Here is a 20,808-nt window from a genome sequence, read left to right as displayed (position 1 = left end):
ACGTGTTCTCCTGGTGGCCGACGGCGCTTGAGCGACGCATTGCGTTGCGGTACCTCCGCGGGCAGCGTGGTACCCGGAACGCCTCGCTGCAGACCGTGATCTCGATCGGCAGCATCACCCTCGGCGTCAGCGCGCTGATCGTCGTCCTCGGCGTGATGAACGGCTTGCGCAACGACCTGCGCGACCGGATCCTGGTCGGGTCGCCGGAGCTTCGCGTGCTCACCTTCGGTACCACACTCCAGATCGCCGACTGGCAGGCGCAACTCGCGCGGATCCGGCGCGACCCTGACGTCGTGGCCGCGGCGCCCGAAGTCGACGCACAATCCTTGGTGATGAATTCGGCGGGTTTTCCCGAGGGCGTCTTCGTCGCGGGGCTCGAGCCGGGCGTCGGCACGCGCCAGGTCATTCATCTCGACAGCGCGATGACCGAAGGCGATCTCAATTTCAAGGCGACACTGCCGAAGGACAGCGTCGACGGCGCCGTGGTGATTGGCAAGCGACTGGCCGATCATCTGTCGGCATACCCCGGCGACATCATCTCGATGATTCCGCCGGTGACGCATCGCAACCGGATCACCGGTGAGTTCGACGTCCCCCGCAGCTGGTCGATGGAAGTCACCGGTGTCTTCGAGACCGGGATGTACATCTACGACAACTCCTACGTGGTGATGGACCGCGCCACGGCCCAGCGATTCGTCGGGCTCGACACTGCCGTGTCGGCAATCGGCGTGCGAGTACGCGATCCGTGGCGGGTTGCAACGGTCGGTGATCGACTCACCGCAGCGCTCGGCTATCCCTTCCGCGTCGAGACATGGCAATCGCAGAACAGCACGCTCTTTTCTGCGTTGCAGCTGGAAAAGCTCGCGATGGGCCTGGTGATCTTCTTCATCATGATCGTGGCGGCGTTCAACATCGTGGGAACGCTCACGATGGTCGTCGCGTTCAAGACACGGGAGATCGGAATTCTGGAGGCGATGGGGCTGCCGGCTCGCGGCGTTGCTCGCGTCTTTCTCGCGCAAGGCGCGGTGGTCGGACTCGTCGGCACCGGTCTGGGACTGGTCCTCGGGTTGGCGGTCGCGTTTCTGGTCGACAAGCGGATCCATATCGATCCGACGATCTATTTCATCGACCGGCTCCCGGTCCGCGTGGAAATCACCGATGTGCTTGTGGTCGTGGTGGCGAGCATCGCGGTGGCTGTGCTGGCGACCATTCCGTCGTCTCGTCGCGCGGCGTCGCTCCTGCCGGTGGAAGCGATCCGGGCGGAATGAGCGGCATCCTGGAGGCCCGGCAGCTCGGCCGTCGCTTCATCGGCGGCGACGGTGTCGCGTTCACGGTGTTGCACGATCTTGATCTCATCGTCACGAAGGGCGAATTCGTGGCGATCATCGGTGCCAGCGGATCCGGGAAGAGCACGCTGCTCCACCTGCTCGGTGGACTCGACCGGCCTGATACCGGCGACGTGACACTCGAGGGACGTTCGTACCAGTCGATGGACAATGCCGAACTGGCGCATGTCCGCAATCGCCGGATCGGATTCGTCTTCCAGTTTCATCACTTGCTGCGTGATTTCACCGCTCGAGAGAATGTCATGATGCCCTGGCTGATCGGCGGAGAGTCGATGATGGCCGCTCGCGAGCGTGCCGACCGCGCGCTCAGCGAGGTCGGTCTCATGCCGCGCGCCAGTTCGCGAGTCACGCTGTTGTCGGGCGGCGAACAGCAGCGGGTCGCCCTGGCGCGCGCGCTCGTCACGGCGCCGGCGGTCCTCCTGGTCGATGAACCGACCGGCAATCTCGATCCGCATACGGCGGGTGACATGCTGCACCTGCTCACGACGCTGGCGCAATCGAGCGGCACCGCAGTCGTTGCGGTGACGCACAGCCGAACCCTGGCGCAGCGAGCGGACCGCGTGTTGACGCTGGAGGATGGCGTCCTTCGACCGGCGACGGCGGACACGTTGGCATGAACCAGTGCCAGATCTGCCACGAAGGGGAAGCGGTGGTCCGGCTGACCCAGGTGGAGGGCGACAACGTCACCACGCTGCATCTCTGCAGCAAATGCGCGGCGGAGCGCGGAATCGAGACCGAAGCGACCGTGACCCAGACGCCGCTCGGCGCGTTCCTCGCTGCGATGGGGAAGAGCGGGGCCACCATCGCGACCGCGGTCGCCGCCGGCGAGACGTGTCCGGAATGCGGTGCGACGCTGCAGGATTTCCGGGCATCGGGACGAGTGGGTTGTGCCCAGTGCTGGATCACGTTCGAACGTCCACTGCGAGATCTGTTGCGGCGATTGCATGGTGCCACGCGGCACACTGGTGCGACGTATTCCAGCCCCGTGACGGCGGACGTGTCACCGACGGAGATGCGGGCGCGTTCCCGGGAGGAACTGCGAGAGCAGCTCCGGATCGCGATTGATACGGAGCAGTTCGAGCGCGCGGCCGAGCTTCGCGATCAATTGCGCGCCCCCGAGGACGTGTGAGCGGCGCCGGGGTGATTCCCGACGGCGGGATGCCGTGGCTCGATGCCAGCGGACCGGAGAGCGCGATGGTGCTCTCCACCAGGATCCGGCTTGCGCGCAATCTGACCGGGCAGCCGTTTCGCGGGCGGAACGTTCCGGAGCAGCGCGAGGTGATCGTCGGTGCCGTGCTGGCCGCGGCGCACAGCGCGCCGTCGCTGGCCGATGCGGTGCTGCATCGGCTCGATACGATGCCGGCCGCTGACCGGCACTGGCTCAACGAGCGCCAGCTGGTGTCGCGGAACCTGGCAGGGACTGACACGCAGGGGAGGGTCCGGAGCGGGGCTGCGCTCCTCCTCGGCCGGACGGCGAGCGTGATGGTCAACGAGGAGGACCACCTGCGGTTGCAGGTGTTGCAATCCGGGCTGGCAATCGCGGCTGCCTACCGCATTTCCGAGCTGGCAGATCGCGAACTTGGCGTACGGCTTTCCTTCGCCTTCCACCCTGAGTTCGGCTATCTTACGGCGTGTCCGACGAACGTCGGAACGGGGTTGCGGGCGTCGGTGCTGATTCATCTTCCCGCCCTCGTGATGACGCGGGAAATCGGCAAGGTTCTCGAGGGTCTGATGCAGGTCGGGTTGACATCGCGCGGGTTGTTCGGCGAGGGAAGCGAGGCGATCGGGAGCCTCTTCCAGCTCTCCAATCAGACGACGCTGGGAAAGTCCGAAGCCGAGTTGCTCGACCATCTGTCGCGAATGGTGCGGCAGGTGATGGATTACGAGTTGCGGGCGCGCGATCAGGTGCGCCGCGACGCATCGACCGCACTCGAGGACAGCGTCTGGCGCGCGTGGGCAGTGCTGCGGCACGCTCGCGCGTTGACGTTTGACGAAGTGGTGGGATTGCTGAGCAGCGTCCGCCTGGGTGTCACGACGGGGATCCTTCCCGCGATCCCGTTGCAGCTACTGAACCGGCTGCTGGTGCTGACGCAGAATGCGCACATCGCGCGCGATGCCGGTGTGTCGCTGGACGACGATGCCTTGCCGGTGCATCGCGCGTCGTTCGTGCGCCGGCTGTTCGAGGAGGGTGAACGACCATGAACGGATACAACTTTACCGACCGGGTGCGCAAAGTCCTGCAGATGGCCCGCGAAGAGGCGGCGCGGCTGCATCACGAATACGTCGGCACGGAGCACATTCTTCTCGGCCTGATCCGCGAAGGTGAAGGCGTTGCGGCGGCGGTGCTCACCAATCTCGGTGTCGAACTCGAAGACATCCAGCAGAAGATCGAGGAGACGGTCAAGAAGGGGAAAGCTGCCACGGCGGCCGGCCCCGAACTGCCGTACACCTCTCGCGCCAAGAAGGTGCTCGAGCTCGCGATGATGGAAGCACGCGAACTCAACCACTCGTATGTCGGCACCGAGCACCTGCTCCTTGGTCTGCTGCGCGAGGAGAAGGGAATCGCGGCCCAGGTCCTCACCGACGCCGGTGTCACGCTCGAACAGTCGCGCGCGGAGACGCTGCGGCTCCTGGGGAGCGACCTGCCGCAGGGACAGCCGACCAGCGGTCAGGCCGCCAGTGGTCCGCAGGCAGTTCCACCCAAGACCGAGAAAAAATCGAAGACCCCTGCGCTCGATCATTTCTGCCGTGATCTTACGATCCTCGCAGCCGAAGGGGCGCTCGACCCGACGATCGGACGGGCGAAGGAGATCGAGCGCGTCATGGAAATCCTGGCGCGCCGCAAGAAGAACAACCCGGTCCTGATCGGCGAGCCCGGTGTGGGGAAGACCGCGATCGTCGAAGGGCTGGCGCTGCTGATCGCCAACGCCCAGTGCCCGGATGTGCTGCGCGATCACCGCGTGCTGTCGCTCGACATGGCTGCCGTGATCGCCGGGACGAAGTACCGCGGCCAGTTCGAGGAGCGGCTCAAGGCGGTGATGAACGAGATCGCGCAGAGCAAGAACGTGATCCTCTTCATCGACGAACTCCACACGCTCGTCGGCGCCGGTGCCGCCGAGGGCGCGATTGACGCCTCCAACATGCTCAAGCCGGCGCTCGCGCGCGGTGAACTGCAATGTGTCGGCGCGTCGACGCTGAATGAATATCGCAAATACATCGAGAAGGACGGTGCACTCGAGCGCCGCTTCCAGACCGTCATGGTCGATCCGCCGAGCGTGCCCGAGACGGTCGAGATCCTGAAGGGGCTGCGCAAGAAGTACGAGGAACATCACCGCGTCGTCATCCCCGATGCGACGCTGCAAGTTGCGGCCGAACTCGCCGAACGGTACATCACCGACCGCTTCCTGCCGGATAAGGCGATCGACGTGATCGACGAGGCGGGCGCCCGCGCGCGGCTCGCATCGCAGCATCCGCCGGCAGAGATCGGCGAACTCAAGCTGCAGCTCGAACACGTCACCGCCGACAAGGAAGAAGCGGTGCGCGAGCAGAACTTCGAGAAGGCCGCGGCGCTCCGCGACCGCGAACGCGAGCTGCAGGGGCAGATCCGCCAGGTGCAGGTCGAATGGGAGGCCGAACGGCAGACCAAGCGCCCGGTGATCGACGAAGAGGCGATCGCGTTCATCGTGGGCCGGTGGACGGGGATCCCTGTCACCCGGATCCAGGAAGCCGAAGCGGCGAGGTTGCTGCGCATGGAGGACGAACTCCACGTGTCGGTTATCGGCCAGGACGAAGCGATCCATGCCGTGTCGCGCGCGATCCGTCGTTCGCGTGCGGGACTCAAGGATCCCAACCGGCCGATCGGGTCGTTCATCTTCTCCGGGCCCACCGGCGTCGGGAAGACGGAGCTCGCGCGCGCGCTGGCGCGATTCCTCTTCAGCGACCCGAGTGCGCTGATCCGCGTCGACATGTCGGAGTACATGGAGAAGTTTTCGGTGTCGCGCCTCATCGGTGCGCCGCCGGGCTATGTCGGTTATGAGGATTCGGGGACGCTGACCAAGGCGGTTCGGCGCAAGCCGTATTCCGTCGTGCTCCTCGACGAAATCGAAAAGGCTCATCCTGACGTCTTCAACATCCTGCTGCAGGTGCTCGACGAGGGCCACCTCACCGACAACTACGGACGGGTCATCGATTTCAAGAACACCGTCGTGATCATGACGTCGAACGTCGGCGCTCGCGACCTGATGAAGGGAACCGGTCTCGGCTTCCACGCCAGCGATTCGAAGCAGACGTTCGACAAGATGACGGAGACGGTCAAGGACGAAATCGGGAAGGTCTTCAATCCCGAGTTCCTCAATCGCCTCGACGACGTCATCGTTTTCCATCCGCTGACGCGCGAGCACATCTCCGAAATCGTTCGCGTGCTGCTCAAGGATGTCACCCGGCGGGTCGGCGACGAAGTCAGACTCACGGCGGCGGCGCTTGAGTTCCTGGTCGAACACGGCTACGACCAGAGCTACGGTGCCCGGCCGTTGCGTCGCGCAATTCAGCGGTACGTCGAAGATCCGCTCAGCGAACGAATCCTCAGCGGTGATTTCACGCACGGCGACGAGATCGAGGTCGACGTGGCACCCGACGGTGAAAAGCTTGTCTTCCGGGTTTTGACGGGGACTGGCGCCTGAAGCCGCTGGTGAGAAGGATTCGAACCTGCGTCATCCGTGCCGTGGGCGTGGTCGCGGTCATCGCCGCGGCGCTGCTGCTCCCGCGGCGCGCCGTCGCGCAGACGCAGGCAGCCGCGCCGCCCCCGACGCCGCCGGTCGACAGCATCGCGGTGCAGGGAAACGTGCGCAACGCCGCATCGCAGATCGTGCTCGTGTCGGGGCTGCAGCCGCACTCGACGCCGACCTATCATGACGTCGCCAAGGCAATCGACAATCTGTACAGCACCGGGCAGTTCGACGATGTGAAAGTCGTGCAGCAGATCCTCGGCACCAAATTCGTGCTGGTGATCAGCGTGAAGGAGCGGCCGCTCCTGATCGACTGGAAGGTCGTGGGCCCCGAGCAGATCCCCGCCCACCAGATCGAGGATCTCATCCATCTGGTGAAGGCGCGACCACTCGATCGTTCCGCGGTAGCGAACGCGCGCTACCTGATCGACTCGACGTATCACAAGGCGAACTTCTACGCCGCGCATACCACGGTCACCGAAACGCCGGTCAAGGACGGCGTCACACTGCTCTTCTCGGTCGTCGAGGGGAGCCGCGTGACGATTGCGCGGGTCGAAATCGCCGGCAACGAACATTTCAAAGCCGATCAGCTCATCAAGGAGATGGATTCCAAGCCGGAAGGATTCCTGTGGTTCCGGTCGGGCTCGTACGACGAACGGAAGGTCGATCGCGACGTGCGCGATCATCTCCCCACCTGGTATGGCCAGCACGGGATGATCGACATGCAGGTGGTGCACGACACACTGATCGCCCAGCCCGATTCGCCCAAGGCGATTCTGCGGATGACGCTGGAAGAAGGCCCGGTCTATCACGTGGGCACGGTGAACATCATCGGCAACCGGCGATTCTCGAGCGAAGAGCTCGCGACGCTGATTCCCTTCGTCACCCCGGACCAGGTCGGCAGCGGGAAGATGATCGGATCGGTCTACAATCGGTCGGCGTGGGAAGACGCGACAAGCAAGGCGACCGAGCTCTATCAGAACAACGGTTACATGTTCCCGCAGATCAGCGCAGAGCAATCACCCCGCACGCTGGCCGATGGTTCACCGGTCATCGATCTGCGGTGGCGGATCACCGAAGGGAACCCGGCGATCGTGCGCAAGATCGAGTTCGCCGGGAACGAGGTGACCCACACCGGGATCCTCCGCCAGGCGGTGGTGCTCCTGCCGGGTGAACTCTTCAACCGTGAAAAGCTGATCCGTTCGTACCAGAACATCGGGAACCTCGGATTCTTCCAGCAGCCGATGCCGAATCCGGATATCAATCCGTCACAGGACGGGTCGACCGTCGACATCACATTCCGCGTCCAGGAGAAGCACACCGGCAACATCAACTTCGGTGCGTCGGTTGGACAGGGGACCGGCCTCGGCGGCTTCCTCGGACTTGAGGAACCGAACCTCTTCGGCCGCGGAAAGCACGGAAAGCTGCAGTGGCAGTTCGGGCAGAACATCACCGACTTCCAGCTCAGCTACACCGATCCGACGCTCTTCGATTCGCGGATGTCCGGGACGGCGACGCTCTACGATTCGCAGCTGCGGTACGTCGTCGGCGATCTGGGCCAGCAGAATTCGACCGGTGGGTCGGTGCAGGTCGGATTTCCGTTCCTCGGGTCACGCTATTCGCGCGTCTTCGCGAGTTACGGCTTGCAGCACGTCCGCTATTCTGGTGGATCGGTTGACCTGCAGCAGGCGTTCCAGTGCGCCCCGTGCACGCGGTCGACCCTCGGTCTCTCGTTCCTGCGCGACACCCGGATCGGATTGCCGTTCCCGACAGCCGGGAACATGGTCAACGTCAGCGTGGAGCAGAACGGTGGTCCGCTGGGCGGGAATGCCGACTACCAGAAGCTCAACATCGACAGCCGCTGGTTCACGCCGCTCGGCACGCTGGGTGGCAAGCGGGGCTCGCTCGGCGGCGGCGTCCAGTTCACGCTCGGTATCACGGCGAAGTCGGGCTTCATCTTCGGCAACACCGGCTCGTTCTTCACCGAACTCTACAGCATGGGTGGCGTCCAGTACGGGATCCCGCTTCGCGGATATGACGAATTCTCGATCACGCCGAACGGCTACGATCCGAACGCGTCGTCGACGAGCGCCACGCCGGCCTCGTTCGGCAATTCGTACGCGGAGTTTACCACTGAAGCTGGCGCCCGGATCAACCAGGCGATTTACGTTGACGCGTTCTTCGATGCGGGCAATGTCTATCGCACGGTGCGACAGTACGATCCGACCAGACTTTTCCGCGGCGTCGGTATCGGCGCGGCATTAGTTTCCCCGCTTGGTCCGATCGGCGTGGACCTGGCATACGGGATCGACAAGACTGACCTGCTGGGTCACCCGGCACCAGGATGGAAAGTGCATTTCCGCCTGGGCAACTTCTTCTGATCCGGCCGAGAGGCCACCACCATTTCGTCCGCGAGGACAAGGACACGGATGATGCGTCGAGCAGGAGTACAGAGTGCGGCATGCGCCATCGGGGCGCTGATGATTGCGGCGGCCCCCGCCGTGGCGCAGTCACCGTGCGCAACCAGCAAGGTGGCGTACCTGAACGGTGCGCAGATCCTTGCCAACATGCCCGAATATGTCGCCGCCGATTCCCAGCTCCGGATCGAAGAGCGTGGCTATCAGGCCGACATCGCCAAGCAATCGGCGGCACTGGACTCGATCGGGCTGGCGCTGCAGGACAAGGCGGCGTTGATGTCGGCGACGCAGAAGGCATCGGAATCGAAGCGCTTCCGCGAGCGCCAGGATTCGTTGCAGGCGCATGTCAATGATCTGCAGCAGCGCGCCGGCCAGCGACGCCAGCAGGTGCTGCAGCCGATCGAAGCCCGCGTCACCGACGTGATCGATGGGCTGCGCGCCGAGCTCCAGTGTTCGATCATTTTCGACGTCAGCAACCAGGCCGCCGGGATCGCTTCGGCGGACAAGTCGCTCGACCTCACTTCGCGAGTGATCGACCGGCTCAAGAGCGCAGCACCGGCCGGGACCCCTCCCAAGAAGCCACCCGAGGGGACCAACCAACCGTCGGACCAGTCCTGAGCGCTGTGCCCACCAGAGCGCTGACAGCCCAAGCGGTCGCTGACCTCGTCGGCGGCCGCTTGTTTGGTCCGGGAGATATATCGATCCGGCGGGTTCGCTCGCTGGAACGAGCGGACCCGGATGCCCTCAGCGTCTGTGCCGGGCGCAAGTATGTGGCCGCGATGGAACGATCGCGAGCCGGCGCTGTCCTGATTCCCGATGAACTGGCCGACGGACCCGGGCCGGCGACTCGCATCGTCGTTGCCGATCCCGCACGGGCCATCGCGACGGTCGCGCGCGCGCTCGATCCCGCGACTGCGGCAGCGGCGGGGATTGCGCCAACAGCACGGATCGGCGAGCGCACGCGGATAGGCGAAGGGAGTTCGGTCGCGGCGTACGCTGTCGTCGGCGCCGGCGTCACCATCGGCGCACGCGTGCAGATCGGCAGTCACGTGGTGATCGAGGACGGCGCGACGATCGGCGACGATACCCGCCTCGATGCGCATGTCGTGCTCTATCACGGCGTGACGCTCGGCGCCCGGGTCTGGTGCAAGGCGTCTGTCGTCATCGGCGGTACCGGCTTCGGATATACCTCGGATGCCTCGGGACACACTCGCATCCCGCACGTCGGCGGCTGCATTCTCGAGGACGACGTCGAGGTCGGTTCCCACAGCTGCATCGACCGCGGATCACTCGACGACACGCACATCGGCCGCGGCACCAAGATCGACAACCAGGTCCACATCGCGCACAACGTGCACGTCGGGCGCGATTGCCTGATCATGGCGTGTGTCGGCATCGCCGGAAGCACGACGCTCGGCGACCGCGTGATTCTCGCGGGCCAGTCCGGCTGCATCGACCATATCACCCTTGGTGACGACGTGAAGGTCGGTGCGAAATCAGCCGTGATGTCCAGCGTTCCCGCCGGGACCACGGTGTCTGGATACCCGGCCCGTCCGCATCGTGAATTCCTCCGCGGCGTGTCGACGATGTACCGACTCGGTCCGTATGGCGATCTCCTCGAACAGCTTGCCCGGGAGCGCGACGATGCCTAGACGTACCCTTGCCGGTTCGGTTGAACTGAGCGGCACCGGCCTCCATACCGGAGCGCACTCGCGCGTGCGGCTGAGCGCGGGAGAGCCGGGCGCCGGCATCGTCTTCCGGCGCGACGATCTTCCCGCCCGGCCGCTCATTCCGGCGAGAATCGCCAACGTCGAAGCGACCGAACGCCGGACCGGCCTCTCGGCCGGCGGTGCCACCGTCGACACCGTCGAGCATCTCCTTGCCGCCGCGCACGCGTGGGAGCTCGACGACCTGCTGATTGCGATCGACGGCCCGGAGCCGCCGATCCTGGACGGGTCGTTTCTCCCATGGTACGAGGCGATCGAGCAGGCAGGGGTCGCGGAGCGCGAAGGTGATCCTGCAATGGTCCGCGTCACGACGCCATTCACGGTCAAGGAGGGGGATGCCACCTACATCGTGGCGCCCGGCCGTGGACTCTCGCTCACCGCGACGATCGAATGGGACCACCCGGTGATCGGGAGGCAGTCGGCGAGCTATGCGGTTTCGCGTGAGACGTTTGCGCGTGAAATCGCTCCCGCCCGGACCTTCGGATTCATCCACGAAGTGGAGACGCTGCAGCAGCGAGGGTTGCTGCAGGGCGCATCGAAGGAAGTCGCCGTGGTCCTCTCCGATACGGCGGTCGCGACCGGCGATCTCCGCTGGCCCGACGAATTCGTGCGCCACAAGCTGGGCGACATTCTCGGCGACCTCACGCTCCTCGGAGCCCGGGTCGATGCGCGCATCATCGCGGAACGACCGAGCCATCAGGGGAATGTTGCACTGGCCACTGCGATCGCGCGGCAGGCGCAGCGCACCGACCCGACCCGGCTCGACATCACCAGTATCATGAAGGTCCTGCCACATCGGTTCCCGTTCCTGCTGGTCGACCGGATCGTGGAAATCGAACCAGGGGTCCGGATCGTCGGCATCAAGAATGTCACGATCAACGAGCCGTTTTTCCCGGGCCATTTCCCGGGCCACCCGATCATGCCGGGTGTGCTCATCGTCGAGGCGATGGCTCAGGTCGGCGGGATGCTGCTGATGGGTAATTTCGAGGATCCCGACTCGAAGGTCGTCTACTTCACCCGCCTCGACGGGGTACGTTTCCGCCGCCCGGTTCTTCCCGGCGATCAGTTGCGATTCGAAGTGGAAGTGGTACACGTGCGCGGCAAGCATTGTCAGACCAGAGGTCGCGCGTTCGTCGATGGTCAAGTCGTCTGCGAGGCGGAGAGCATGATGGCCACGGTGATGGACCGATGATCGCACGCATTCATCCCTCGGCGCTGATCGATCCCTCGGCCGTGATCGATCGCGATGTCGAAATCGGGCCGTTCGCCATCATCGGCCCCTCGGTGAGTATCGCCCGGGGATGCCGCATCGGGGCGCGGGCCACACTCGAGCGCAACGTCCGCCTTGCCGCCGGAGTCAGCGTGGGCAGCGGGTCGATTCTCGGCGGTCCGCCCCAGGACCTCAAGTACGCCGACGAGGAGACCTGGGTCGAGATCGGCGAGAATACGCGCATCCGCGAATTCACCACGATCAACCGCGGCACAGTCGCGTCGGGCGTGACCTCGGTCGGACGCAACTGCTTCATCATGACGTACGTGCACCTCGCGCACGACTGTCATATCGGCGACGGCGTCATCATGGCGAACGGGACGCAGCTCGCCGGTCATGTGACGGTAGAGGACTACGTCGTGATTTCCGGGCTCGTCGCGGTGCACCAGTTCGCGCGGATCGGCGAATACGCCTTCATCGGCGGAATGACGCGCGTGAGCCAGGACATTCCGCCGTTCGTCAAGGCGGTCGGCAACCCGGTCGAATTGTACGGCCTCAACACCATCGGCCTGCAGCGCCACAAGTTTCCGCCGGCGACGGTGGCCGCGCTCAAGCGAGCCTACCGGCTCTGCTTCAATTCCGATCTCAACCTCGGTCAGGCGCTGGAGCGGGCGCGAACCGATCTTCCGCCGACCACTGAAGTCGACCGCTTCCTCGAATTCGTCTCTTCGTCCCAGCGCGGCGTTCCGGCGTGATTCGCGTCGGGGTGATTGGTGTCGGCGCACTTGGTCGCCATCATGTACGTCATCTGGCCGCGATGCCTGGCGTCGAGCTGGTCGGCGTCTTCGACACCGACATGGCGCACGCAGCGGAGGCCGCAGCGACCCACGGTTGCCGAGCGTTCGCCACCAGCGAAGAACTGCTCCGGAATGTGGACGCCGTCACGGTCGCGGTCCCGACACCCTCGCACCACGACGTCGGGCTGGCCTGTCTGCAGCGGGGGATTGCGGTCCTGATGGAGAAGCCGCTGGCGGTCACGCTTGGCGAAGCGGACGAACTGGTCGCAGCGGCCGAGGCAGCGGGAGTGGTGCTCGCCGTCGGACATGTCGAACGGTTCAATCGCGCGGTGCGCGCGGCGCGCAGCGTCCTCGACCGCCCGGCGTTTGTCGAGGGGATCCGGCTGGCCCCGTTTCAGCCACGCGGGACCGACGTCGCAGTCGTGCTCGACCTGATGATCCATGACCTCGACCTGGCGATCCATCTCGTCGGCGGGGCACCGGCGGTCGAAGTTCGCGCCAGCGGAGTGTCGATCGTCTCGCCGCATCTCGACATCGTGAACGCACGGGTCGAATTCGCGGGGGGCGCAGTGGCGAGCATGGTGTCGTCGCGCGTGGCGCGCGATCGAGTCCGCCGCCTGCGTCTCTTCCAGCCGTCGGGATACATCTCACTCGATCTCGCGACCGGCGAGGCGACCTTCATGCGCCTTCGGGAAGGGTGGCGCCCAGGCACCGGCAGCTCCCTCGAGGAGATCGTCGAGACGGTGGCGCTCTCCGCTCCCGAAGCCGACGCTCTCGGGCTGGAGCTCGCAGCGTTCGTTGCAGCCGTCCGCGGCGATGAATCCGAAATCGTGAGCGCCGCTGAGGGGCGGGCGGCGCTCGCGCTGGCCCTCGACGTGACCAACGCCGTGCAGCGCGTCCCGGTCCCCGCGCTGGGTCGCTGACGGTGCGGATTCTCGTCACGGCAGGGGAGCCTTCCGGCGATCTGCACGGCGGCCGCGTCATCGCAGCACTGCGCGCTCATTTTCCGCAGGCGGAGATCGAAGCCGTCGGCGGTCCGCAAATGAAGGCGGCCGGCGCCACGATGCGGCGGTCGATCGAGGGCCTCTCCGCCATCGGACTGGTGGAGATCGTCGGCAAGATTCCGCAGCACTGGCGTCTCGAGCGCGAACTGGTCCGAGCGTTTCGCGCGCACCGGTACGATCTGGTGATCCCGATCGACTATCCCGGCTTCCATGCGCGGCTGGCTCGCGCCGCCAAGCGCAGCGGGATTCCGGTGCTCTGGTACATCGCACCGCAGCTCTGGGGGTGGTGGCCGGGGCGCGCGGTACGGTTTGCCCGGGCCGTTGACCGCCTGGCTGTGATCCTCCCCTTCGAGCCGCGCTTCTTCGAGCGGGTAGGCGTCGAGGCGACCTTCGTTGGACACCCACTCCTCGACGGCGACGCACCACCGTGCCGGGAAGCCGCGCGGGCCGCGCTTGGCATCGCACCGGGCGCACGGGTGCTCGCGATCTTTCCGGGATCGCGCCACCACGAGGTAGCCCGCCTCTGGCCCGTCATGCGCGACGCGGCGATACAGTTGCTCGACGCCGGTGATGCCACCGAGGTGCTCGTGGCCGCGACGTCATGGGGACAATACGACGGCGCCGAACGGCTCCGGATTCTTCGGGACGATTCGAGTCGCATTCTCGCCGCCGCCGATGCAGTCATTGCGAAATCCGGCACCACCACGTTGCAGGCGGCGCTCGCCGATGTTCCGATGGTAGTCGCGTACTCGATGAATGCCGTCTCGGCGAAATTGATGCGCCGCCTGCTGACGGCCCGATGGGTGGCACTTCCCAATCTGATCGCCGAACGTGAAATCGTCCCGGAACTCCTGCAGGGACGCCTCTCGGTGGAGACGTTGGTCGCCGGAACCCGGCCGTTACTGCACCGCGATTCCGACGAAGCGCGGGCGCAACGCATCGGGCTGGCAGAGGTCCGGCGCCGACTCGGCGGCCCGGGGGCGAGCGACCGCGTGGCGCAACTCGCCGGGGAGCTCCTTGCCGCGTGAAATTCAGGTTGTCTCCTGGCGTCGTGCGGCTGGTTGCCCCGGCCGTGATCAATCCGCTGGTCCGCTCCTGGCGGATTCGCGTGCATCGACCCGATCGCTGGGAAGATCTCGTCGCCAGCCGGCGTCCATTCATTTTCCTGCTCTGGCACGAGGCACTCCTCCCGCTGCTCTGGCAGCACCGCAAGCAGCAGATCGCCATCGTCGTGAGTGAAGCGCGCGAAGGGCGATATCTCGCCGACTACGCCCAGCGTCTGGGGTATCACCTGGTGCAGGGTTCGTCCACACGCGGAGGAGCCCGCGCGCTCCTCGGCGCGATCCGGGCGCTCGATGACGGGTGCACCGTGGCGATCACCCCGGATGGTCCGCGCGGACCGCGCCGCGACATCAAGCCCGGCATCGTTCGCGCCGCACAGCGTGCCGGCGCGCAGATTCTCCCGCTCCACGCCGTGAGCGCGTCAGCATGGTCGATGGGTTCGTGGGATCGAATGCTCGTCCCGAAGCCGTTCGCCCAGATCGACGTTGCCTATGGTGAACCGTTTTCGGTGAGTTCGGGCCCGGACGGATTGGCAGAGGGATTGGCGCGCTGCAAGGCTGCACTGGCACACGTCGAACGCGAGCTGGCCTGTTGACCGCGCGCCGCGGCGATTCGCACCGCTTTATCCGCTGGCTCTGGACCAGCGGCGATGCAGGCGCGAAAATCACTCGCGGCGCACTCCTCCCTGCGAGCGCCCTCTGGAGCGCTGCAATGGCGACGCGCCGATGGGCGTATCGCCGCGGGATCAGTTCGGCGGCGCCACTCGCACTGCCGAGCGTGGCGGTGGGGAATCTGTCGGTGGGCGGGTCGGGGAAGACGCCGATCACCGGGTGGATCGCCGCCCAGTACGCGGCGCAGGGGATTCGGCCTGCGATCCTGCTCCGCGGTGTCGGCGACGACGAAGTCGAGGTCCATCGCGAGACCGTTCCCGAGGCGATCGTCATCGCCGACCCCGATCGCAGAGGTGCGGCGACGCGGGCGGTGGCCGATGGCGCCGTGATCGCGGTGCTCGACGACGCATATCAAAGGCTCGATATTCGGCCCGACCTCAACATCTGCCTCATCAGTGCGGAATCAACGCAGGCTGTCCGGTGGCCCCTGCCGGCCGGCCCCTGGCGCGAAGGATTTGGTGCGCTCGATCGCGCCGACCTGGTGATCGTGACGCGCAAGCGGGCCAGCCGGGAGATCGCCGACGGTCTCGTCGCCGAGGTACGCGCTCGCACCGGGAAGGCTGTGGCGCTCGCACGTCTCGACCTCTCTCGTCTGCGCGGCCTCGTGACGGCGCGGGAGTCGTCGGTGGCATCGCTCAGCGGACAGCGCGTGGTCGTGGCGAGCGCGATTGCCGATCCGGCGTCGTTCGTGGCGCAGGTCAAGCGGACCGGCGCGCAGGTGCAGGTCGCCACCTGGAAGGATCATCACATCTTTCGCGACGAGGATGTCGCATGGCTGGCGCATGCCGCCCGCCGCGCCGATCGTGTCGTCGTCACGGCGAAGGATGCGGTGAAGCTGCGCCACCGATGGCCCGCAAGCGTTCCGGAACCGTCGGTGGCGCTCCTGGACGTGACGTTCGAAGCCGGCGAAGATGCATTGCGGGAAGCGCTCGGTCGTGTGGTCGGGCGCTGAATACTTTTCTCAACCCTCGAATTGACGAGTACGGAGAGGATCATGGCTGCATCGAAGTCGTCCGCGAAGGCACCCCTGATGAAACCGGATCGCGACCGCAGATTTGCCGCGGAAGGGAACCCATTCGAAGCGATGATGTCGCGGTTCGACGATGCGGCGACGCATCTGAAGCTCGAGCCGGGACTCTACCGCGTCCTTCGCGCACCGGAGAAGCAGATCATCGTCTCGGTGCCGATCTCCCGCGACAACGGTGAGATCGAGGTCTACACCGGGTTCCGCGTGCTCCACAACACGTCGCGCGGTCCTGCCAAGGGCGGAATCCGCTTCGACCTCAATGTGTCGCTCGATGAGGTGAAGGCGCTCGCGGCCTGGATGACGTGGAAATGCGCCGTAGTCAACCTCCCCTTCGGCGGCGCCAAGGGCGGCGTGATCTGCGATCCGGCGACGATGTCAGATCGGGAAGTCGAGAAGGTGACTCGCCGCTACACGTCGGCGATCATCGAAGTGCTCGGCCCCGAATCCGACGTGCCCGCTCCCGACGTCAATACCAACGAACGGGTAATGGCGTGGATCATGGACACCTACTCGATGCACAAGCGCCATACCGTCACTGGCGTCGTCACCGGGAAGCCGGTGGCGATGGGGGGCTCGCTCGGCCGTCGCGATGCGACGGGCCGCGGCTGTCTCGTCGTGACGCTGGCCGCCCTCGCCCAGCGCAAGATGAAGGCATCCGGAACGACGGTGGCGGTGCAGGGATTCGGCAATGTCGGATCGACCGCTGCGCGCCTGATGGCGGACGCGGGGATGAAGATCGTCGCCGTCAGCGACAAGAGCGGCGGGATTTACAACAGCAAGGGCCTCGACATGGCCGACTGCCTCAAGTGGGTCCGTGAGAAGAAATTTCTCGAGGGATATCGCAAGGGCACGCGAGTGACCAACGAAGAGCTTCTGGCGCTCAAGTGCGACGTCCTGGTGCCGGCTGCCCTGGAAAATGTGATCACCAGCCGAAACGCCAACGATATCCAGGCGAAGATCATCTGCGAAGGCGCCAACGGGCCAACCACCGCACAGGCAGACGAGGTCCTCGATCGCAAGGGCGTCTATGTCATTCCGGACATTCTGGCCAACGCCGGCGGCGTCACCGTGTCGTACTTCGAGTGGGCGCAGGATCGCAGCGGCTATTTCTGGGACGAAGCAACGGTGAATGAGCGTCTCCACGACATCATGACGCGGTCGTTCAACGAAGTGCACAACATGTCGGAGAAGCACAAGGTGAGCATGCGCATCGGTGCGTACATGCAGGCGATCGATCGGGTCGCCGCGATGCACCGGATGCGCGGGCTGTATGCCTGATGCAGCTCCGGGTCGTGGCGGTTGGCAAGCTGCGCCCTGCGCTGCGCGAGGTGTGCGACGATTACCTGCGCCGGTTGCGCCGTTACGTTGCGGTGTCCGAGCAGGAGGTGCGTGAAGCAGGGCGGGCGCCGTCGGTCGCCCGCCAGCGCGAGATCGAAGGGGAGCGCCTGATCGCCGCGCTTCCCGCCGGTACACCGGTGGTCTTGCTCGACCGCGAGGGCGAGCCCTGGTCGAGCGAGATGCTCGCCACGCGACTCGATCGATGGCGGGCGAGCGCCAGGGATCATGCGGTGGTCCTGGGCGGTGCGGAAGGCGTTTCGGATGATGTCCGCCGGCGCGCCACGGTACGATGGAGCCTCGGGCCGCTGACCCTGCCGCATGAGCTGGCACGGGTGGTGATGATGGAACAGCTGTACCGCGCGAGTACCATTCTGCGCGGTGAGCCGTATCACAAGGGAGCCCCCTGAGTTGCTGCGCCTAATCTCGCATCCGATCGGCCCCCTCCCGTCCGTGCCTCCGCGTTCCGCGACGTGGCGTCACGAACTCGACGCCGCCCTGATCGATGCGCCGGGCACGGCGGTCCAACGCGAGCGGCTCCGCGACCCGCGGGCCCTCGTTGTGACCACGGGGCAGCAACCGGGGCTCTTCACCGGGCCGATCTTCACCGTGCACAAGGCGCTCTCAGCTGCCGCGCTGGCCGCCGTCCTCGAACGCCGGTGGCAGCGGCCGGTCATTCCGATCTTCTGGGTCGCGGGCGACGACCACGACTACGCCGAGGCGAGCGCAGCGACGTGGGTCGATCAGGTGGGCACGCTGGTCGATTGGCGGCTCCCCGCCCGACCAGCATCGGAACCGCAGCGGCCGATGTCGCAGGAACCGCTGCCGCCGGTGATCGCCGTCGGGCTCGAGCAATTGCGCAGGTCGCTGCCGCCTGGGCCCCGCGCCGATGAGACGATGACGTGGCTTGGACGGCACTACGTCGCCGGGAGCACGATTCACCAGTCGTTCGCCGGCGCGATCGCTGAAATTCTTGCTCCCGCAGGCATCCTCTGTTTCGACCCGACCCACCGCGCCGCGAAGGTGGCGCAGGCGCCGATCCTCTCGGATGCCTTGACGCGCGCGGCCGAACTCGATCAGGCGTTGGCCGCGCTTCCCGACGCCGGCACCGGGATCGCGAGTGGAGAGGGCGCATCGCTCGTCTTCCTCACCACTGCCGCGGGAAGAGAACGGTTGATGATCGACGGCAGCGGCTTCCGCACGCGCCGGTCCGGCGATCGCTTCACCACGGCCCAGCTCGACGACCTGCTCCAGCGCGAGCCCGAGCGTTTCTCGGCCAACGTGCTCCTGCGTCCGGTGATCGAGGCGGCACTCCTTCCTACCGTGGCTTACGCCGCTGGCCCTGCGGAGATGCGCTATCTCGAGCATCAGAGCAGCGCACTCTATCCGCGCTTCGGCGTGACGCATCAGGTGCCGGTACCGCGCTGGGCGGGCACCGTGGTCGCGCCGTGGGCCGAGCGGCTCCTGGAACGATTGGGCATCACGGCGGACGAGGTGCTCCACGACGACGGCACACTCGGACGCTCGATTCTCGAACGTGATTTTCCGGCTGATGCACGGCAGGCGCTCGAAGCGCTCAGGAAACAGATCGCCCGAAGCGCACCGGTCGTCGGCGCCGCCGGCAAGCGGATTGATCCGGTCCTTTCCCGTTCCGTCGCCGGCCGGATGCGGCGCCTCGGCGAGATCACCGGCGAGATCGACGCCTCCCTGCAGCGGCACCTGCGGCGGCGCACCACCATCGCCCACGCGCAATATCAACGGTTACTACAGGGGCTCCGCCCTCGTGGCGCGCCGCAGGAACGGGTCCTGATCTCACCGGTCTACCTGGGCCGATTCGGCCCGGCATGGCTCAACGCCATCTTCGATGCTGCGCACCAGTGGGCGGATGCGCTGCCGCAGGGAGCAGAGTGAGTCGTCGGGGCTCGCTCCTCGTCGCCACGGGAATTCTTCTCAGCCGGCTCTTCGGCCTGGTGCGGCAGCGCGTGCTGGCGCACTATCTCGGCCTGCAGACCGATGCCGCTGATGCGCTGGCTGCAGCGTTCAGGATCCCGAATTTCCTGCAGAACCTTCTCGGCGAAGGCGCGCTGTCGGCGTCATTCATCCCGAGCTATTCCAGGCTGCTCGGGAAGGGGAAGGAGGAGGAAGCACGCCGGCTCGCCGGTGCGCTTCTCGCGCTGCTGATTCTCGCCATCGCCGTTCTGGTATTGGCCGGCGAACTCGCCACTCCGTGGCTCCTCGACATTCTCGTCTCGCACGACTGGTCTCCAGAGAAGCGGGCGCTGACCGGGCACCTGGTGCGGATTCTTTTCCCGGGCGTCGGCTTGCTGGTCATCTCGGCCTGGTGCCTGGGTGTCCTCAATTCCCATCACCGCTTTCTCCTGTCGTACGCGTCGCCGGTGGTGTGGAACTCGACCATCATTGCCACGGCGCTGCTGCTTGCCCGCCACCAGCCGCAACAACGGTTCGCCGTGACGGTCTCGATGGCGGCCGTGACCGGCTCATTGCTGCAGATCCTGGTGCAGTGGCCGGCGGTTCGCGCGGTCGGCGGTGCCATCCGGCTGCAGTGGTGGCGCAACGTGCCGGAGATCCGCGACGTGGTCCGCGCGTTCGTTCCCAACCTGGCGTCTCGCGGTGCCAACCAGATCTCTGCCTTCGTCGATCTCTTCATCGCCAGCAAGATCACGATCACCGGTGCTGTGGCGGCGATGACCAACGCGCAGGTGCTGTACACGTTGCCGGTGTCGCTGTTCGGGATGGCGGTCTCCGCGGCCGAGCTTCCCGAGATGTCGCGCGAGCAGGGTGACCCGGCGACGGTGGCGAATGCACTGCGTATCCGTCTTTCGGGTGCGACGCAGCAACTCGCCTTCTACATCGTCCCCTCGGCGCTCGGTTTCCTCACCCTCGGCGGCGTGATCGCGGGAGCCGTTTTCCAGGGTGGATTGTTCCACAAGAATGACGCGCAGTTCGTCTGGATGGTCCTCGCAGGATCGGCGACCGGGCTCCTGGCATCGACGCTGGGGCGGCTCTACGCCGCAACCTTCTACGCCCTCCACGACACTCGGACGCCGCTCTGGTGCAGCGTGGTACGGGTGGCACTGACGGCAATCCTCGGCATCGCCGCTGCGCTCGTCCTCCCGGACGCACTGCACATCAACAAGCGATGGGGGGTCGCCGGCTTGACGGCGTCGGCAGGGATCGCGGGATGGGCCGAATTCGCGTTGCTTCGTCGCGGCCTGTACCGCAGGATCGGGCGATTCAACGTGCCTGCAATCGAGCTGGTCAAACTCTGGATCGCCGGAATTGCGGCTGCCGCCGTCGGTGTCGTGGTCGCGCGACTGGCGACCGGATTGCCTCCGATCCCGCTGGCGCTGCTCGCCGTGCCGGCCAATGCGATCACCTATCTCGCCATCACCTTCTGGTGGAATATTCCCGAGGCTGCGGTCCTGACCAATCGCATTCGCCATGTCGCCCGGGGTGGGAGCCTCTGA

General features: G+C 65.9%; 18 protein-coding genes. All 18 read left to right on the top strand.

The window, feature by feature from the left end:
- Positions 1 to 2: 2 nt before the first annotated feature.
- From VGM20_01640 to murJ, 18 genes are read left to right on the top strand one after another with little or no spacing between them, the layout of a single operon-like run.
- Positions 3 to 1,268, top strand: a complete 1,266-nt coding sequence (locus VGM20_01640; GenBank protein HEY4099560.1) for an ABC transporter permease — start codon at positions 3 to 5, stop codon at positions 1,266 to 1,268.
- Positions 1,265 to 1,963, top strand: a complete 699-nt coding sequence (locus tag VGM20_01635; protein ID HEY4099559.1) for an ABC transporter ATP-binding protein — start codon at positions 1,265 to 1,267, stop codon at positions 1,961 to 1,963. The genes VGM20_01640 and VGM20_01635 overlap by 4 nt, the downstream gene beginning before the upstream one ends.
- Positions 1,960 to 2,475 carry a UvrB/UvrC motif-containing protein gene (locus tag VGM20_01630; protein HEY4099558.1) on the top strand — a complete coding sequence of 172 codons (516 nt, stop codon included), beginning with the start codon at positions 1,960 to 1,962 and terminating at the stop codon, positions 2,473 to 2,475. Before VGM20_01635 ends, VGM20_01630 begins: the two co-directional genes overlap by 4 nt.
- Positions 2,472 to 3,548 carry a hypothetical protein gene (locus VGM20_01625; GenBank protein HEY4099557.1) on the top strand — a complete coding sequence of 359 codons (1,077 nt, stop codon included), beginning with the start codon at positions 2,472 to 2,474 and terminating at the stop codon, positions 3,546 to 3,548. The genes VGM20_01630 and VGM20_01625 overlap by 4 nt, the downstream gene beginning before the upstream one ends.
- On the top strand, positions 3,545 to 6,025 hold the full coding sequence (locus VGM20_01620; GenBank protein ID HEY4099556.1) for an ATP-dependent Clp protease ATP-binding subunit: 2,481 nt from the start codon (positions 3,545 to 3,547) through the stop codon (positions 6,023 to 6,025). Before VGM20_01625 ends, VGM20_01620 begins: the two co-directional genes overlap by 4 nt.
- Positions 6,026 to 6,033: 8 nt before the next feature.
- Complete coding sequence (bamA, locus tag VGM20_01615; protein ID HEY4099555.1) at positions 6,034 to 8,451, top strand: outer membrane protein assembly factor BamA; 2,418 nt, start codon at positions 6,034 to 6,036, stop codon at positions 8,449 to 8,451.
- Between the two features lie 48 nt (positions 8,452 to 8,499).
- Positions 8,500 to 9,105: an OmpH family outer membrane protein gene (locus VGM20_01610; GenBank protein ID HEY4099554.1), complete on the top strand. Its 606-nt coding sequence runs from the start codon at positions 8,500 to 8,502 to the stop codon at positions 9,103 to 9,105.
- A gap of 5 nt (positions 9,106 to 9,110) precedes the next feature.
- The gene (gene lpxD / locus VGM20_01605) at positions 9,111 to 10,139 is read left to right on the top strand and encodes a UDP-3-O-(3-hydroxymyristoyl)glucosamine N-acyltransferase (GenBank protein ID HEY4099553.1); all 1,029 of its coding nucleotides are present in this window, start codon (positions 9,111 to 9,113) and stop codon (positions 10,137 to 10,139) included.
- Complete coding sequence (lpxC, locus tag VGM20_01600) at positions 10,132 to 11,406, top strand: UDP-3-O-acyl-N-acetylglucosamine deacetylase (protein ID HEY4099552.1); 1,275 nt, start codon at positions 10,132 to 10,134, stop codon at positions 11,404 to 11,406. The genes lpxD and lpxC overlap by 8 nt, the downstream gene beginning before the upstream one ends.
- Entirely contained in the window at positions 11,403 to 12,179 is a 777-nt protein-coding gene (gene lpxA / locus VGM20_01595) for an acyl-ACP--UDP-N-acetylglucosamine O-acyltransferase (protein HEY4099551.1), read from the top strand. The genes lpxC and lpxA overlap by 4 nt, the downstream gene beginning before the upstream one ends.
- On the top strand, positions 12,176 to 13,144 hold the full coding sequence (locus VGM20_01590; GenBank protein ID HEY4099550.1) for a Gfo/Idh/MocA family oxidoreductase: 969 nt from the start codon (positions 12,176 to 12,178) through the stop codon (positions 13,142 to 13,144). Before lpxA ends, VGM20_01590 begins: the two co-directional genes overlap by 4 nt.
- Before the next feature lie 2 nt (positions 13,145 to 13,146).
- Positions 13,147 to 14,253 (top strand): lipid-A-disaccharide synthase, encoded by a 1,107-nt coding sequence (lpxB, locus tag VGM20_01585; protein ID HEY4099549.1) that lies wholly within the window; start codon positions 13,147 to 13,149, stop codon positions 14,251 to 14,253.
- Complete coding sequence (locus tag VGM20_01580) at positions 14,250 to 14,882, top strand: lysophospholipid acyltransferase family protein (GenBank protein ID HEY4099548.1); 633 nt, start codon at positions 14,250 to 14,252, stop codon at positions 14,880 to 14,882. The genes lpxB and VGM20_01580 overlap by 4 nt, the downstream gene beginning before the upstream one ends.
- Entirely contained in the window at positions 14,879 to 15,910 is a 1,032-nt protein-coding gene (locus VGM20_01575; protein ID HEY4099547.1) for a tetraacyldisaccharide 4'-kinase, read from the top strand. Before VGM20_01580 ends, VGM20_01575 begins: the two co-directional genes overlap by 4 nt.
- A 42-nt stretch (positions 15,911 to 15,952) precedes the next feature.
- A complete protein-coding gene (locus VGM20_01570; GenBank protein HEY4099546.1) occupies positions 15,953 to 17,263 on the top strand; it encodes a Glu/Leu/Phe/Val dehydrogenase in 1,311 nt (436 codons plus the stop codon).
- Positions 17,263 to 17,730 carry a 23S rRNA (pseudouridine(1915)-N(3))-methyltransferase RlmH gene (rlmH, locus tag VGM20_01565; GenBank protein HEY4099545.1) on the top strand — a complete coding sequence of 156 codons (468 nt, stop codon included), beginning with the start codon at positions 17,263 to 17,265 and terminating at the stop codon, positions 17,728 to 17,730. Before VGM20_01570 ends, rlmH begins: the two co-directional genes overlap by 1 nt.
- Before the next feature lie 43 nt (positions 17,731 to 17,773).
- A complete protein-coding gene (gene bshC / locus VGM20_01560; protein ID HEY4099544.1) occupies positions 17,774 to 19,231 on the top strand; it encodes a bacillithiol biosynthesis cysteine-adding enzyme BshC in 1,458 nt (485 codons plus the stop codon).
- Entirely contained in the window at positions 19,228 to 20,808 is a 1,581-nt protein-coding gene (gene murJ, locus VGM20_01555) for a murein biosynthesis integral membrane protein MurJ (GenBank protein ID HEY4099543.1), read from the top strand. The genes bshC and murJ overlap by 4 nt, the downstream gene beginning before the upstream one ends.

The organism is Gemmatimonadales bacterium, assembly GCA_036500345.1.
Taxonomy (GTDB): Bacteria; Gemmatimonadota; Gemmatimonadetes; order Gemmatimonadales; family GWC2-71-9; genus Palsa-1233.
This window is presented reverse-complemented; position numbering and strand designations above follow the sequence as displayed.